The 13394-nt window shown below is 63.1% G+C and carries 13 protein-coding genes; 11 read left to right on the top strand and 2 right to left on the bottom strand.

Annotated elements, in window-relative coordinates:
• Positions 1–4: 4 nt before the first annotated feature.
• Genes ABID19_RS07005 through ABID19_RS06990 form a run of 4 tightly spaced genes read left to right on the top strand, consistent with a single transcriptional unit; the run spans position 5 to position 3594 of the window.
• A complete protein-coding gene (locus tag ABID19_RS07005; protein ID WP_354489106.1) occupies positions 5–1072 on the top strand; it encodes an ABC transporter permease in 1068 nt (355 codons plus the stop codon).
• The gene (gene nikC / locus ABID19_RS07000) at positions 1069–1989 is read left to right on the top strand and encodes a nickel transporter permease (RefSeq protein ID WP_352934111.1); all 921 of its coding nucleotides are present in this window, start codon (positions 1069–1071) and stop codon (positions 1987–1989) included. The genes ABID19_RS07005 and nikC overlap by 4 nt, the downstream gene beginning before the upstream one ends.
• Positions 1990–2014: 25 nt before the next feature.
• Positions 2015–2848, top strand: a complete 834-nt coding sequence (locus tag ABID19_RS06995; RefSeq protein WP_354489104.1) for an ABC transporter ATP-binding protein — start codon at positions 2015–2017, stop codon at positions 2846–2848.
• Positions 2845–3594, top strand: coding sequence for an ABC transporter ATP-binding protein (locus ABID19_RS06990; RefSeq protein WP_354489102.1), 750 nt, complete (start codon positions 2845–2847; stop codon positions 3592–3594). The genes ABID19_RS06995 and ABID19_RS06990 overlap by 4 nt, the downstream gene beginning before the upstream one ends.
• 21 nt (positions 3595–3615) lie before the next feature.
• Here the strand turns inward: ABID19_RS06990 and ABID19_RS06985 are convergent, their stop codons facing one another.
• On the bottom strand, positions 3616–3879 hold the full coding sequence (locus ABID19_RS06985) for a hypothetical protein (RefSeq protein ID WP_354489100.1): 264 nt from the start codon (positions 3877–3879) through the stop codon (positions 3616–3618).
• Positions 3880–4130: 251 nt separating this feature from the next.
• Here ABID19_RS06985 and ABID19_RS06980 point away from each other — a divergent pair, with 251 nt between their 5' ends.
• On the top strand, positions 4131–5408 hold the full coding sequence (locus ABID19_RS06980; protein ID WP_352934099.1) for a 4-aminobutyrate--2-oxoglutarate transaminase: 1278 nt from the start codon (positions 4131–4133) through the stop codon (positions 5406–5408).
• A gap of 157 nt (positions 5409–5565) precedes the next feature.
• Here ABID19_RS06980 and ABID19_RS06975 read toward each other — a convergent pair whose 3' ends face one another.
• Positions 5566–6819, bottom strand: a complete 1254-nt coding sequence (locus tag ABID19_RS06975) for an NAD(P)/FAD-dependent oxidoreductase (protein ID WP_354489098.1) — start codon at positions 6817–6819, stop codon at positions 5566–5568.
• 456 nt (positions 6820–7275) lie between these two features.
• Between ABID19_RS06975 and ABID19_RS06970 the strand changes: the two genes are divergently transcribed.
• From ABID19_RS06970 to ABID19_RS06945, 6 genes are all read left to right on the top strand, one after another.
• Positions 7276–8568, top strand: coding sequence for an imelysin family protein (locus tag ABID19_RS06970; RefSeq protein ID WP_354489492.1), 1293 nt, complete (start codon positions 7276–7278; stop codon positions 8566–8568).
• Between the two features lie 108 nt (positions 8569–8676).
• Complete coding sequence (locus ABID19_RS06965) at positions 8677–8988, top strand: (2Fe-2S)-binding protein (RefSeq protein ID WP_065005901.1); 312 nt, start codon at positions 8677–8679, stop codon at positions 8986–8988.
• The gene (bfr, locus tag ABID19_RS06960) at positions 8954–9439 is read left to right on the top strand and encodes a bacterioferritin (protein ID WP_292189673.1); all 486 of its coding nucleotides are present in this window, start codon (positions 8954–8956) and stop codon (positions 9437–9439) included. The genes ABID19_RS06965 and bfr overlap by 35 nt, the downstream gene beginning before the upstream one ends.
• A gap of 12 nt (positions 9440–9451) precedes the next feature.
• On the top strand, positions 9452–11059 hold the full coding sequence (locus ABID19_RS06955) for a di-heme oxidoreductase family protein (RefSeq protein ID WP_354489096.1): 1608 nt from the start codon (positions 9452–9454) through the stop codon (positions 11057–11059).
• A complete protein-coding gene (locus ABID19_RS06950; RefSeq protein ID WP_435528697.1) occupies positions 11059–12135 on the top strand; it encodes an imelysin family protein in 1077 nt (358 codons plus the stop codon). The genes ABID19_RS06955 and ABID19_RS06950 overlap by 1 nt, the downstream gene beginning before the upstream one ends.
• 2 nt (positions 12136–12137) lie before the next feature.
• On the top strand, positions 12138–13244 hold the full coding sequence (locus tag ABID19_RS06945; protein ID WP_354489092.1) for a DUF1513 domain-containing protein: 1107 nt from the start codon (positions 12138–12140) through the stop codon (positions 13242–13244).
• Positions 13245–13394 lie beyond the last annotated feature (150 nt).

The following is a 13394-nucleotide window of genomic DNA, read 5'->3' as shown; positions in this document are numbered from 1 at the left end:
CCGCATGAGTACTGTTGAAAGCGAAGTGACGGCAGGGCGCGGTAGCGCCCGTGCCGTCGCTGTCGCATCGTCGATCGCCCGTTTCCTGGTCATCGCGATAACCACCTATCTCGGGCTTCTCGCTGTGACCTTCTTCATCGGCCGGGTGATCCCGATCGACCCTGTGCTGGCAGTGCTCGGCGACCGGGCGCCGGCCAATGTCGTCGAGCGCACACGCCGCGAGATGGGGCTCGACCTGCCGCTGATCGAGCAATTCTACATCTATGTGAAGAATGCCCTGAATGGTGATTTCGGCACATCGGTGCTGACCACCAATCCTGTCATGACCGACATCCGCCGCGCCTTTCCGGCGACGATCGAACTGGCGACGCTGGGCACGCTGATCGGTGCACTCATCGGCGTGCCGCTCGGCGTGCTGGCCGCTGTCAAGCGCGGCAGCATCATCGACCAGGTCGTGCGGATCATCGGCCTGGTTGGTTATTCCGTGCCGATCTTCTGGCTAGGGTTGCTGGCGCTCGTGCTGTTCTATGCCAGGCTGCAATGGGTGGCATTTCCGGGCCGCCTCGATATCGTCTACGAATACACCTTCACACCGATCACCGGCTTTTATCTTCTGGATGCGCTGTGGCAGCGGCAGTGGGATGTGTTTCGCGATGCCTTCCGCCACATCATCCTGCCGGCCTCGCTGCTTGGGTATTTCTCGCTCGCCTATATCAGCCGCATGACGCGGTCGTTCATGCTGAACGAACTTGCGCAGGAATATATCGTCGCGGCGCGCGCCAAGGGCCTGTCGGAAACACGCATCATCTGGGGCCACGCGCTGCGCAACGCGGCGGTGCCGATGGTCACCGTGATTGCGCTTTCCTATGCCGGCCTGCTCGAAGGCTCGGTGCTGACCGAGACCGTGTTTTCGTGGCCGGGCATCGGCCTCTATATCACCAATTCCCTGCAGAACGCCGATATGAACGCCGTGCTCGGCGGCACCATCGTCATCGGCTCGGTCTTCATCGGCATCAACCTCCTGTCCGACCTGCTCTACCGGGTGCTCGATCCAAGGACCAAGGTACGATGAGCGCTGAGACGATCCAGAGCCGTCGCGACTGGCTGCTCAGCGAGCGGCCGGCCTCGCGCATGCAGGCAAGGCTCGGCCGCGCCTATGTGGCGTGGCGGCGCTTTTCTGCCAACCGGCTGGCGTTTCTCGGCCTGCTCATCATCATCGCTTTGCTGGTGGTCGCCGCCCTTGCCAATGTGCTGGCGCCCTATTCGCCGACATTCGGCGACCTCAAGGGCTCGCGCCTGCTGGCGCCGAGTGCCGAGCACTGGTTCGGCACCGATGACCTCGGCCGCGACATCTTTTCGCGCGTCATCTTCGGCTCAAGATGGACGCTCTACGTCGTCATTCTCGTCGCCGTCATTGCCGCCCCTATCGGCCTGCTGGTCGGCACTGTCGCCGGCTATGCCGGCGGCTGGATCGATGCGATCCTGATGCGCATCACCGACATCTTTCTGGCCTTTCCGAAGCTGATTCTGGCGCTGGCCTTCGTCGCCGCACTTGGCCCCGGCATCGAGAATGCGGTGCTCGCCATCGCCATCACCTCATGGCCGCCTTATGCCCGTATTGCGCGTGCCGAGACGCTGACCGTGCGCAATTCGGATTACATCAAGGCGGTGCAATTGATGGGGGCTTCGCCGTTCCGCATCGTGTTGCGCCACATCATGCCGCTCTGCATCTCGTCGCTGATCGTGAGGGTGACGCTCGACATGGCCGGCATCATCCTGACCGCCGCCGGTCTCGGCTTCCTCGGCCTTGGCGCGCAGCCGCCGCTGCCGGAATGGGGCGCGATGATCGCGTCGGGCCGCCGCTTCGTGCTCGACCAGTGGTGGGTGGCGGGTGCACCGGGCTTTGCCATCCTCATCGTCAGCCTCGGCTTCAACCTGCTCGGCGACGGTTTGCGCGACGCGCTCGACCCCCGGAGTGGTGATCAATGAGTAGCGGCCCCATGAGCGGTTATCAATGAGCACACTTCTGGAGGTAGACGATCTGCGCGTCACCTTTCCGACGCGCACCGGCCGGATCGAGGCGGTGCGCGGCGTCTCCTTCTCGCTTGGCCGCGAACGGCTAGGCATCGTTGGTGAATCCGGATCCGGCAAGTCGCAGACCGGCCGCGCCATCATGGGCCTGACCCCGCCGCAGGCCGAGGTCACCGCCAACAAACTTGCCTTCGACGGCATCGATCTGCTCGCGGCCCCGCCTCGCGCTCGCCGGGCGCTGCGCGGCAAGCGCATCGCCATGATCTTGCAGGATCCGAAATACTCGCTCGACCCGGTGATGAGCATCGGCCGCCAGATCGTCGAGACGCTGCGCACGCATGAGAAGGTTGGCCATGCCGAAGCCCGCGATCGCGCGCTCGCCATGCTGGAGGCCGTGCAGATCCGCGATCCCTCGCGTGTCTTCGACCTGCATCCGCACGAGGTTTCGGGCGGCATGGGCCAGCGCGCTATGATCGCCATGATGCTGATCGCCGGGCCGGAAATGATGATCGCCGACGAGCCGACCTCGGCGCTCGACGTCACCGTGCAGCTCGACGTGCTCGGCATTCTCGACCGGCTGGTCAGCGAGCGCGGCATGGGGCTGATCTTCATCTCGCACGATCTGCGCCTGGTTTCCTCCTTCTGCGACCGGGTGATCGTCATGTATGCCGGCAAGGTGGTCGAGCAGCTCAAGGCGTCGGAACTCGGCCACGCCCAGCATCCCTATACGCGCGGGCTGCTCAACTGCATGCCCAAGATCGGTGCCGACCGCCACCCGCTGCCGGTGCTCGACCGCAAGCCGGAGTGGGCGGCATGACTTCAGCACTTTCCATCGACAGGCTGGAGGTGATCTTCGACCGGTTTCGCGCACTGAAGAGCGTCAGCCTCGATGTGCAATCAGGCGAATCCTTCGGGCTGGTCGGCGAATCCGGCTCCGGCAAATCGACGCTGCTCAGGGCAATCGCCGGTCTCGCACCGGCCGCTTCGGGCAGCATCACCGTCAACGGAAAAAGACTCGGCGCGCGCCGTGACAAGGCTTTCTATCGCGAGGTGCAGATGGTCTTCCAGGACCCTTACGGCTCGCTGCATCCGCGCCAGACCGTCGACCGGCTGCTGCAGGAGCCGCTCGCCATCCACGGCTTTGCCGATAGTGAAAAGCGCATCCAGCGGGCGCTCGACGAGGTCGGCCTGGGAACCGGCTTCCGCTTCCGCTATTCGCATCAATTGTCGGGCGGTCAGCGCCAGCGCGTGGCAATCGCGCGTGCCCTGATCCTCGAACCCTCGATCCTGCTGCTCGACGAGCCGACCTCGGCGCTCGATGCTTCGGTGCAGGCGGAAGTGCTCAACCTGCTGGAAGAGGTTCGGCGGCGGCGCAAGCTGACCTTCCTGATGGTCAGCCACGATCTCGCCATCATCACCCATATGTGCGAGCGCCTGATGGTGATGCAGAACGGCGAGGCGGTGGAAAATCTGAGCGCGGACGACCTTGTCAAGCGGCATGTGACAAAAGATTATACGCGTAATCTGTTGCGAGCCAGCGACGGGTTTGTGAGAACTGCTTGAACGTTCTCGTCGTGCATAGGATCAACCGGCTTCAGGAAATTCCCAAAGGAGGAGTGGAAATTTCCAGATCCACCCAATGTGGCGGTGTTTTTGGATAGGGGCATAGTTACCCGCGGCGACTGGATTGCATACGTTTCGCATGACGATGACGACGGCAGTTGGCAATTCCACAACAGCGAAACTGGGCCAGTTGACGAAGTCGACATAATGATCGTCAGCTTGCAGAACGTTTTGCAGCGGGATGAAAGCATCCTGGCGTTGGCCGACTTGCCAGAGGGCTGGCATGCTTGGCGTAGCTCAAAATCATCACCATGGCAGCGTGCCATGTCGCGCCCTGTACCTTCCAATGACAACGAATGATCCGGCAAGTCGCCACTGCCACGACGGAAAAGGGAACCTTTTTGTACGCCGACCGGTCAAGGCGACAGGCCCAATCGCCTGCCGCCAGTGCCAACTTGAGGAAAACGTGAAATAAGGTCAGAACAATTCCCTGCAATAATCCAAACGAGAACCGGCACCGCCCGGTGAGGGACATCATGAAGAATTCAGCCATTTCCGAACGCAAGAACCAGTCGATCTCGCGCGGCGTCGGCATGACCACGCAGATCTATGCCGACCGCGCCGAAAATTCGGAAATCTGGGATGTCGAAGGCCGCCGCTACATCGATTTCTCGTCGGGCATCGCGGTCGTCAACACCGGCCATCGTCACCCGAAGGTGATCGAGGCGGTCAAGGCGCAGCTCGACCGCTTCACCCATACCTGCCATCAGGTGGTGCCCTATGAGAGCTATGTCAGGCTGGCCGAACGGCTGAACGGCATGCTGCCGGGCAAATTCGACAAGAAGACGATCTTCGTCACCACTGGCGCCGAGGCGGTGGAGAATGCCATCAAGATCGCCCGCAACGCCACCGGCCGGCCGGCGGTCATCGCCTTTGCCGGCGGCTTCCATGGCCGCACCTTCATGGGCATGGCCCTGACCGGTAAGGTCGTGCCCTACAAGGTCGGCTTCGGCGCCATGCCGGCGGATGTCTTCCACGCGCCGTTCCCGGTGGCGCTGCACGGGGTCTCGGTCGCCGATTCGCTGGCGGCTCTCGACCGGCTGTTCAAGGCCGATGTCGATCCGGCCCGCGTCGCCGCCATCATCGTCGAGCCGGTGCAGGGCGAGGGCGGCTTCTACGAGGCGCCGCGCGAGTTCATGACGGCGCTACGCAAGATCTGCGACCAGCACGGCATGCTCTTGATCGCCGACGAGGTGCAGACCGGCTTTGCCCGCACCGGCAAGATGTTTGCCATGGATCATCACGAGGTGGCGCCCGACATCACGACCATGGCAAAAAGCCTGGCCGGCGGCTTCCCGCTATCGGCGGTCACCGGCCGCGCCGAGATCATGGATGCGCCGAATCCCGGCGGCCTCGGCGGCACCTATGGCGGCAGCCCGATCGGCGTTGCCGCGGCGCATGCCGTGCTCGATGTGATCGACGAGGAAAATCTCTGCGACCGCGCCAACACGCTGGGCAACCGGCTGAAGCAGCGGCTGCAATCGATCCGCGACGACACGCCGGAGATTGTCGATATCAGAGGCCCCGGCTTCATGAACGCGGTCGAATTCAACGATGTGAAAAAGGGCTTGCCGTCGGCCGAGATCGCCAATGCGGTCCGGCTGAAGGCGCTCGACAAGGGCCTGATCCTGCTCACCTGCGGCGTCTACGGCAATGTCATTCGCTTCCTGGCGCCGATCACCATCCAGGACGGCGTCATGAACGAAGCGCTCGACATCCTGGAAAGCTCGATCCGCGAAGTTCGCGCCGCCTGACCCTCGTCTGCTCCGGGATGTGGTGAGATTCAGGTCAGGCCGAGCCGAGAATGGTGGATTCCGAGAACCGGAACGGAGCGTACTTTTGGGTACGTGAGTACCGGAAGCGCAGGAAACCGCCGTTCGCAGGCTGGCATCACCTGAATATCAACATATCCTATTCGGCGGCGCGGACAGGCTCCTCCAGCTGGAAGGCGGCGAGCGCCGCCTTCAGTCCGTCCGGTCCCGTCGCAACCGTCTGCGGCGTCGGCGAGAAGCCGGCGCCGAGCATCTTGCGGCCAAGCATATGATCGCCGGGCCGGTTGACCGATTCGATGCCGAGCAGACGATTTCCAGCATAGTGATAAATGGAGAATTTGTTCTCGTTGACGTCGCCCAGCACGACATGGTTGTCGCCGCCCGAAATCAGGCCGACCATCTGCAGCTTCATGTCGCCGATGTCAGACCAGAACCATGGCACCGCCGCAAAGGCGTCCGCATGGCCGAGGATCGTGCGCGCGGCAAGACGCGCCTGGTCGGTCGCATTCTGCACCGATTCCAGCCGCACATCGCCGCCGGTGAGCCAGTGCCGATAGGAGGCGGCGTCGCCGATGGCGAGGATTTCGGGCACCGAGGTGCGCATCTGCGGGTCGACGCGGATGCCGTTGGCGATCGTGATGCCTGCTGCCTCGGCCAGTTCGACATTCGGCACGACGCCGATGCCGATGATGACCATCTGCGCCGGCAGCCGCTCGCCGGATGCGGTGATTGCAGCCGAGACACGGCCGTTCTCGCCTTCCAGCCGCGCAATGGTGGTGCCAGTGAGGATGCGGACACCGGTTGCTTCCAGCCGCTGCCGCACATGGCTTGCGATGACCGGCGCCACCGCCCGGCCGAGCAGCCGGTCGACCGCCTCGACCACGGTGACCTTGCGGCCGGCCGCTTTGAGCGTCGCGGCGATCTCCAGCCCGATAAAGCCGCCGCCGAGGATGACGACATCCTCGCTTTGCGCGCTCAATTCGCGGACCAGGCGCGCGTCGGCGAGCGAGCGCAGCGACACAACGCCCGAAAAATCCGAACCCGGCAGCGACAGGATGCGCGGTCGCGAACCGGGCGCCAGGATGAGCCGGTCGAACGGCAGCACTCTGCCATCTGACGTCTCAAGCCTGCGGCCGCCGGCATCGATGCGATCGATGCGAATGCCCGGCCGGTAGTCGACCGCGCTGCCGGTATAAAAGGCCTCGCCGCGCAGCGGCTGCGGTTTGGCCTCTTGATCCTTGATGAAGGTCTTCGACAGCGGCGGCTTGTGGTAGGGCAGCTCGTTCTCGTCGCTGACCAGGGTCATGGGCCCGTCGTAACCGTCCTCGCGCAGGCTGGCGGCCGCTTGCACGCCCGCATGACCCGCACCGACAATGACCACACCGTTTTTCATCGTAGCCCCAATTCCTTGATCCAAGTCTAGGACGTCTCGCCAAGTGGCAATTGTCTGACGCCGCCGCAAGACCGCCTTTGCGGGTCGCAGCCGGAACGGCGCTCCGCCAAGAGTGCTGTTCAATGACGGCACAATATATGCAGCTAAAGTTGACACTTGCAGTTTAGAATAATTCTAAACTGTTGTTTCGATTGGCTTTTCTTTCTGAAATTGATTGACTTCCGGCGCCTTCATCGCTTTATGGAAGCTTGCGTGTCAAGCGCATCCCTTTGATGTCTGGGCCTTGAACCCTTTCGATTGGAGGCATTTCGATGTCTTTCTTCCGCAAACCGCGCCATGCCGCGGCCTGTTTCTCGCCCAATGGCATGGACCTGCCTTGGCGCCGATTGCCTGCTGACGCGCCTTTGGCGCCGGCATTTCACTGAATTCTTGAGGGAGATGACAATCATGAGAGCGATGATCACGGCGCGATATGGCAGCAGGTTTGCAGCGATCGGCGCCACGGCGGCATTGACGGCAGCGATATTCGTGTTGCCGGCCAAAGCGGAGACCGATGCCAAGGCGGTCATCAAGACCTATTCCGACATTGCGCTCGCCAAATATGAGGATTCGCTGACCACGGCGCAGGCGCTCGACAAGGCCGTCGATGCGCTGCTCGCCAAGCCTTCGGTGGAAACGCTGACTGCCGCCCGCGAGGCCTGGAGGGCGTCGCGTGTTCCTTATCAGCAGACCGAAGTCTACCGCTTCGGCAACGCCATTGTCGACGACTGGGAAGGCAAGGTGAATGCCTGGCCGCTGGACGAAGGCCTGATCGATTATGTCGCCGCCGGCTACGGCACCGAGTCGGACGCCAATGCGCTCTACACCGCGAACGTGATCGCCAACAAGTCGATCGAGGTCGACGGCAAGAAGATCGACGCCACCAATCTTACTCCGGAATTCCTCTCCGGCACACTGCAGGAAGCCGGTGGCATCGAGGCCAATGTCGCGACCGGCTATCACGCCATCGAATTCCTGCTGTGGGGCCAGGACCTGCACGGCACCGACCCGGGCGCCGGTGAACGGCCCTATACGGACTATGATCTCGCCAATTGCACCGGTGGCAATTGCGATCGTCGCGCGCAGTACCTGAAGTCGGCGAGCGAGCTTCTGGTTTCCGATCTGCAGGACATGGTCAATGACTGGAAGGAAGGCGGCGCCGCCCGCAAGAACCTCATCGATGGCGAACCGAAGACCGGCATCTCGACCATCCTCACCGGCATGGGCTCGCTGTCCTACGGCGAACTCGCGGGCGAGCGCATGAAGCTCGGCCTGCTGCTGCACGATCCGGAAGAGGAGCATGACTGCTTCTCCGACAACACCTACGATTCCCATCTCTACGATGCCGTCGGCATTCGCGCCGCCTATCGTGGCAGCTACACGCGCCTCGACGGCACCGTCGTCGAAGGCCCCTCGGTATCCGACATGGTCAAGGAGGCCGATGCGGCGATCGACAAGGAACTGTCGGACAAGCTCGATGTCACCGTCGCCAAGATGGAGGCCATCAAGGCGCGCGCGCTTGGCGGCGAGGCCTACGACCAGCAGATCGGCGAAGGCAACACCGAAGGCAACGCCACCGTACAGGCGGCGATCGACGCACTGGTCGACCAGACCAAGTCGATCGAACGCGCCGTCGGCACCCTGAAACTCAATGCCATCGCCTTCGAGGGTTCGGACAGCCTCGACGCGCCCGACAAGGTGTTCCAGTAAGGCGTCAAAAGCCCTGAGCACGATCCCGAACCGGTTTTCGGGGTCGGCTCGGCCAAGAAACAAGCCACACGGCGCCGAGCAAGCGCCGTCAGCCATACAGAGCAAATAATGCTGATCTGCCATTGCAACATCATCACCGAGAAGGAGATTGAGCAGACGATCGTCGGGCTGCTGGACCAGGATCCCTGGCAGCTTATCGTGCCGGCGAAGATCTATCATGCCATGCAGAAGCGTGGTCGCTGTTGCGGCTGCTTCCCAAATGTGGTCGAAACGATCATTCGGGTAACCGAAAATTACCACGCCCGCTCGGAGGCGAGCGGCGTGGATGTCGTTTCACACCTGGATCGCGTCAGAGGCCTGCGCGTCCAATACGGGAGCAGAACCCATGAAAGGCGAACAGCAGATCATAGAGCGGCTTAACGAGGCTCTATTTCTGGAACTTGGAGCGGTCAATCAGTACTGGGTGCATTTCCGGCTGCTGGAAGACTGGGGCTACGCCAAGCTGGCGAAGAAGGAACGCGCAGAGTCGATCGAGGAGATGCACCATGCCGATCGGCTCGTGGCCCGCATCATCTTCCTTGAAGGTCATCCGAACCTGCAGTCGGTAGCGCCGCTGCGCATCGGACAGAATGTCAAGGAAGTGCTCGAATCCGATCTTGCCGGCGAATATGACGCGCGCACTGCTTACAAACGGTCACGCGAGATTTGCAACGAAGCAGGCGACTACGTGACGATGAAGCTGTTCGAGGATCTGCTGTCAGACGAGGAAGGTCACATCGACTTCCTCGAGACGCAACTCGACCTGCTCGCCTCGATCGGCGAGGAAAAATATGGCCAGCTCAACGCCGCATCGGCCGACGAGGCGGAATAGGGACATGCGGGAATGCGGCGCCCCTTAGATTTCTTGCGCCGCTTGCGGCGGGCCGAGGATTGCGGCCTGCCGCCCCAGCAAAACCCGCGATACAGATGGCTTCGCGGGCTTTCGCTTGCCTTAGTGGTTGCGCTGACGGCCTCGGCGCTGGCCGGCGCACCCGACCCGGCCGGCCTCGCCACCAGCCGTACCGATCTGACGCCGAAGGATCTGGCGCGGGTCATTGCCATCACCAGGCCGACCAAGGATTTTTCCAAGCCTGAGCAGTTCGAGCCGATGCAGGGCGGCGCCGGCACATCGCGGAAGGATGTCAACAAGGACGCCTTCTCGCAATCCTCCGCCAATATCACCTTCGAGGAAGAAGGCACCTTCAAGCTCGGCAACGCCATTTTCCGCAAGAACTGGGTGTCGTCGCCCTCTTCGACGCAGGCATCGGACGGGCTTGGGCCGCTGTTCAACGAACGGGCATGTCAGAATTGCCATCTGAAGGACGGCCGCGGCCGCCCGCCAGAGGGCGACCGCGGGACCACCTCCATGTTCCTGCGGCTGGCGCGGCAGGCGAGCACCGAGGAGGAGAAAGCAGCGCTCGCCGCCCGCAAGGTGCTCAACTTCCCCGATCCGGTCTATGGCTCGCAATTGCAGGATCTGGCCGTTCCGGGTCTTCGCGGCGAAGGCAGGATGCGTGTCGACTATCAGGAGCAGAAGGTCACGCTGCCGGACGGAACCGTGGTTTCGCTGCGCAAGCCGAGCTATTCGGTCGATGATCTTGCCAACGGGCCGCTCGATCCGCATACCACGCTTTCGCCGCGCTTGACGCCGCCGATGATCGGCTTGGGCCTGGTCGAGCAGATCGCCCCGGCGGACATTCTCGCCAATGCCGATCCCGAAGATCGTGACGGCGACAGCATTTCCGGCAAGCCCAACATCGTGCGCGACAGCCAGAGCGGCGAGCCGACCCTCGGCCGCTTCGGCTGGAAGGGGCAGACCCCATCGATCCGCCAGCAAGCGGCGGACGCATTCGCCGGCGACATCGGCATTTCGACCCCGGAAGTGCCGAACCACTGGGGCGATTGCAGCGCGGCCGAAAAGGCATGTTTTGCCATGCCAAACGGCGTGCAGGAGCGCCTCGGCCCGGTCGAGGCGCCGCCGCCGGTCATGGACCTCGTCACCTTCTATTCGCAAAACCTCGCTGTGCCGGCTCGGCGCGATCTCGACAAGCCCGAAGTGCTGGCCGGCAAGAAGCTGTTTTACGACATGGGCTGCATTTCCTGCCATACGCCGAAATTCGTTACCCGTCGCGGCACCCCCAACAAGGCGCAGGCCTTCCAGTTGATCTGGCCCTATTCCGACTTTATGCTGCATGACATGGGGCCCGGGCTCGCCGACGGGCAGGCGGTGGGCGAGGCTACCGGCAGCGAATGGCGCACGCCGCCGCTGTGGGGCATCGGTCTTACCGAGACCGTCAACGGCAACAACTTCTTCCTGCATGACGGGCGCGCGCGCACCCTGGCCGAGGCGATCCTGTGGCATGGCGGCGAGGGGCAGAAGGCGCGCGACCGCTTTGCCGCCGCCGATGCGGCCGATCGCGACGCACTGGTCAAATTCCTGGAGTCGTTGTGATGTCGCGTCTTGCGCTTGCTCTGGTTCTCCCGCTGGTCCTCGCTGGCGCATTGCCTACGTCCGCAGCAGTCAAGGCCTCCGACGTGATCCAGCGGGCGATCGACGGCTTTGTCCGCCCGGCCTATGCACGCCTGCATGACCATGCTGACAGCCTGACCAAGGCAATGCGCACGCTTTGCGATGCGCCCTCGCAAGACCATCTCGATGCGGCGCGCGCCGAATTCTCCGGCACCGTGGATGCCTGGTCGGTCGTGGAGATCATCCGCATCGGGCCGATCACGCAGGACAACCGGCTGGAGCGCATGCTGTTCTGGCCGGACCGCAAGAGCATCGGCCTGAGGCAGGTGCAGGCGGCGCTGGCCAATAAAGATCAGACCGCTGCCGATCCGGCCCAGCTGGCAACAAAGAGCGTCGCCATGCAAGGGCTCGGCGCGCTGGAATTCGTGCTTTACGGCGATGGTGCGGAGCAGCTGGCCGACAAGGACGATCCCTATCGCTGCGCTTACGGCGCCGCCGTCGCCGGCAACATCGAGACGATTGCCGCCGACGTCAGCGACGCCTGGAACAAGCCCGACGGTTTTGCAGCGCTTTGGGCCAATCCGGGGCCGCAAAACGCGCTCTACCGCGATGGCACCGAAGCGGTAACCGAACTGGTCGGCGTCTTCATCAACGAGTTGGAAATGGTCCGCGACGTGCGCCTGAAGAGCTTTCTGGGCAGCAATCCGCAAGCCGACAAGCCGAAACAGGCGATCTACTGGCGCTCGCAAAACACCGCGCGTTCGCTGACCGGCAATCTTTCGGGCATGGACGCGCTGTTCCAGGCCTCACAGCTTGGCGATGCGCTGTCGCCTGACGCGCGCTGGATGGCGGAATCGATCCACATCCAGCTCGTTAACGGAGCCGCCGACGCCACGGCCATCAGAGGTCCGATCGACAAGGCGCTCGCCGACCCGGCGCTGCGCCAGAAGCTCGATCACTTCTCGCTGGTGACATCCAGCCTGACGACCCTGATCGGCACCAGGCTGACCGCCGAATTCGGCCTGACCGCCGGCTTCTCGTCGCTCGACGGCGACTGAGCATGCGCACGCCGCTGATCGATCGCCGTGATTTCCTCAGGGCCGCAGGCATTGGCTTCGTTGCCGCGATGGCACCGTCGGCATGGGCGAAGACGCTTAGCACGGACGCCGTCTTCGCCACGGCTTTCGTCAAGCGCGACGGCAGCCATGGCGCGGCCATCCTGTCCGAGGCCGGCAAGGTCCTGCACGCCATCGACCTGCCCGCCCGTGGTCACGACGTCACCTTCGATCCGGTGTCGAAGCGCTCCGTGGTCTTTGCCAGGCAACCCGGCACCTTCGCCGTGGTCTTCGACCACACAGGCCGCGATGAGCCGCTGACCATTGCCAGCGTCAGCGGCCGGCATTTTTTCGGTCACGGCGTGTTTTCGACCGACGGTGCGCTGCTTTACGCCACCGAGAACGATTTCGACAATGCCGCTGGCGTGGTCGGCGTCTACGACGCGCGCGCGAAATTCAAGCGCATCGGTGAATTCCCGACCTACGGCATGGGCTCGCACGAGCTTCTGCTGCTGGGCGACGGCAGGACGATTGCCGTCGCCAATGGCGGCATCGAAACCCATCCGGACTATGGCCGCGCCGAACTCAACATCGCGACGATGAAGCCTTCTTATGTGCTGGTCGACCGCCTCACCGGCGACCTCATCGAAAAGCACGAACTGCCGCCGGAGCTGCACCAGCTTTCGATCCGTCACATGGATGCCGATAAATCCGGCACGATCTGGTTCGGCTGCCAGTATAGGGGGCCGCGGACCGATCGTCCGCTGCTGGTCGGCCGCGCCGCGCGCGGCAAGGATCTGCAACTGCTCGACATGCCGCAGGACGTGCTTTCCGGCTTCAGGAACTACATCGGCTCGGTCGCCGCCAACCCCGCCGCCGGCACCGTTGCAGTGTCCTCGCCGGAAGGCAACTCGCTTGCGGTGATCGATACGGCCAGCGGCCGGATCGTCGCCACCAGCGCATTGGCCGAGGTCTGCGGCGTGGCGCCTGACAAGACGAGCTTCATGGCGACGACGGGCACCGGCGAAATCGTCGAAGCCGGTGGCGCAATACGGTCCGAGCCGGACTACGTCTGGGACAATCACATGCTGCGCATCGAGCGGGTCGGATAACTCCCGGCACCGGTTTCCTGACGGTTACGTTCGCCAAAAATTACGCTTTCAGGCGGGGTCGAAGCGAAGCCGCCAAACGATTTTATGCATTATTCCCTTGCGGGGATGAGCCATGGCGGGCACAGGGAAATTGTTTTTCGAACCCCTGCG

The organism is Mesorhizobium robiniae, from assembly GCF_040545535.1.
GTDB lineage: Bacteria > Pseudomonadota > Alphaproteobacteria > Rhizobiales > Rhizobiaceae > Mesorhizobium > Mesorhizobium robiniae.
This window is presented reverse-complemented; position numbering and strand designations above follow the sequence as displayed.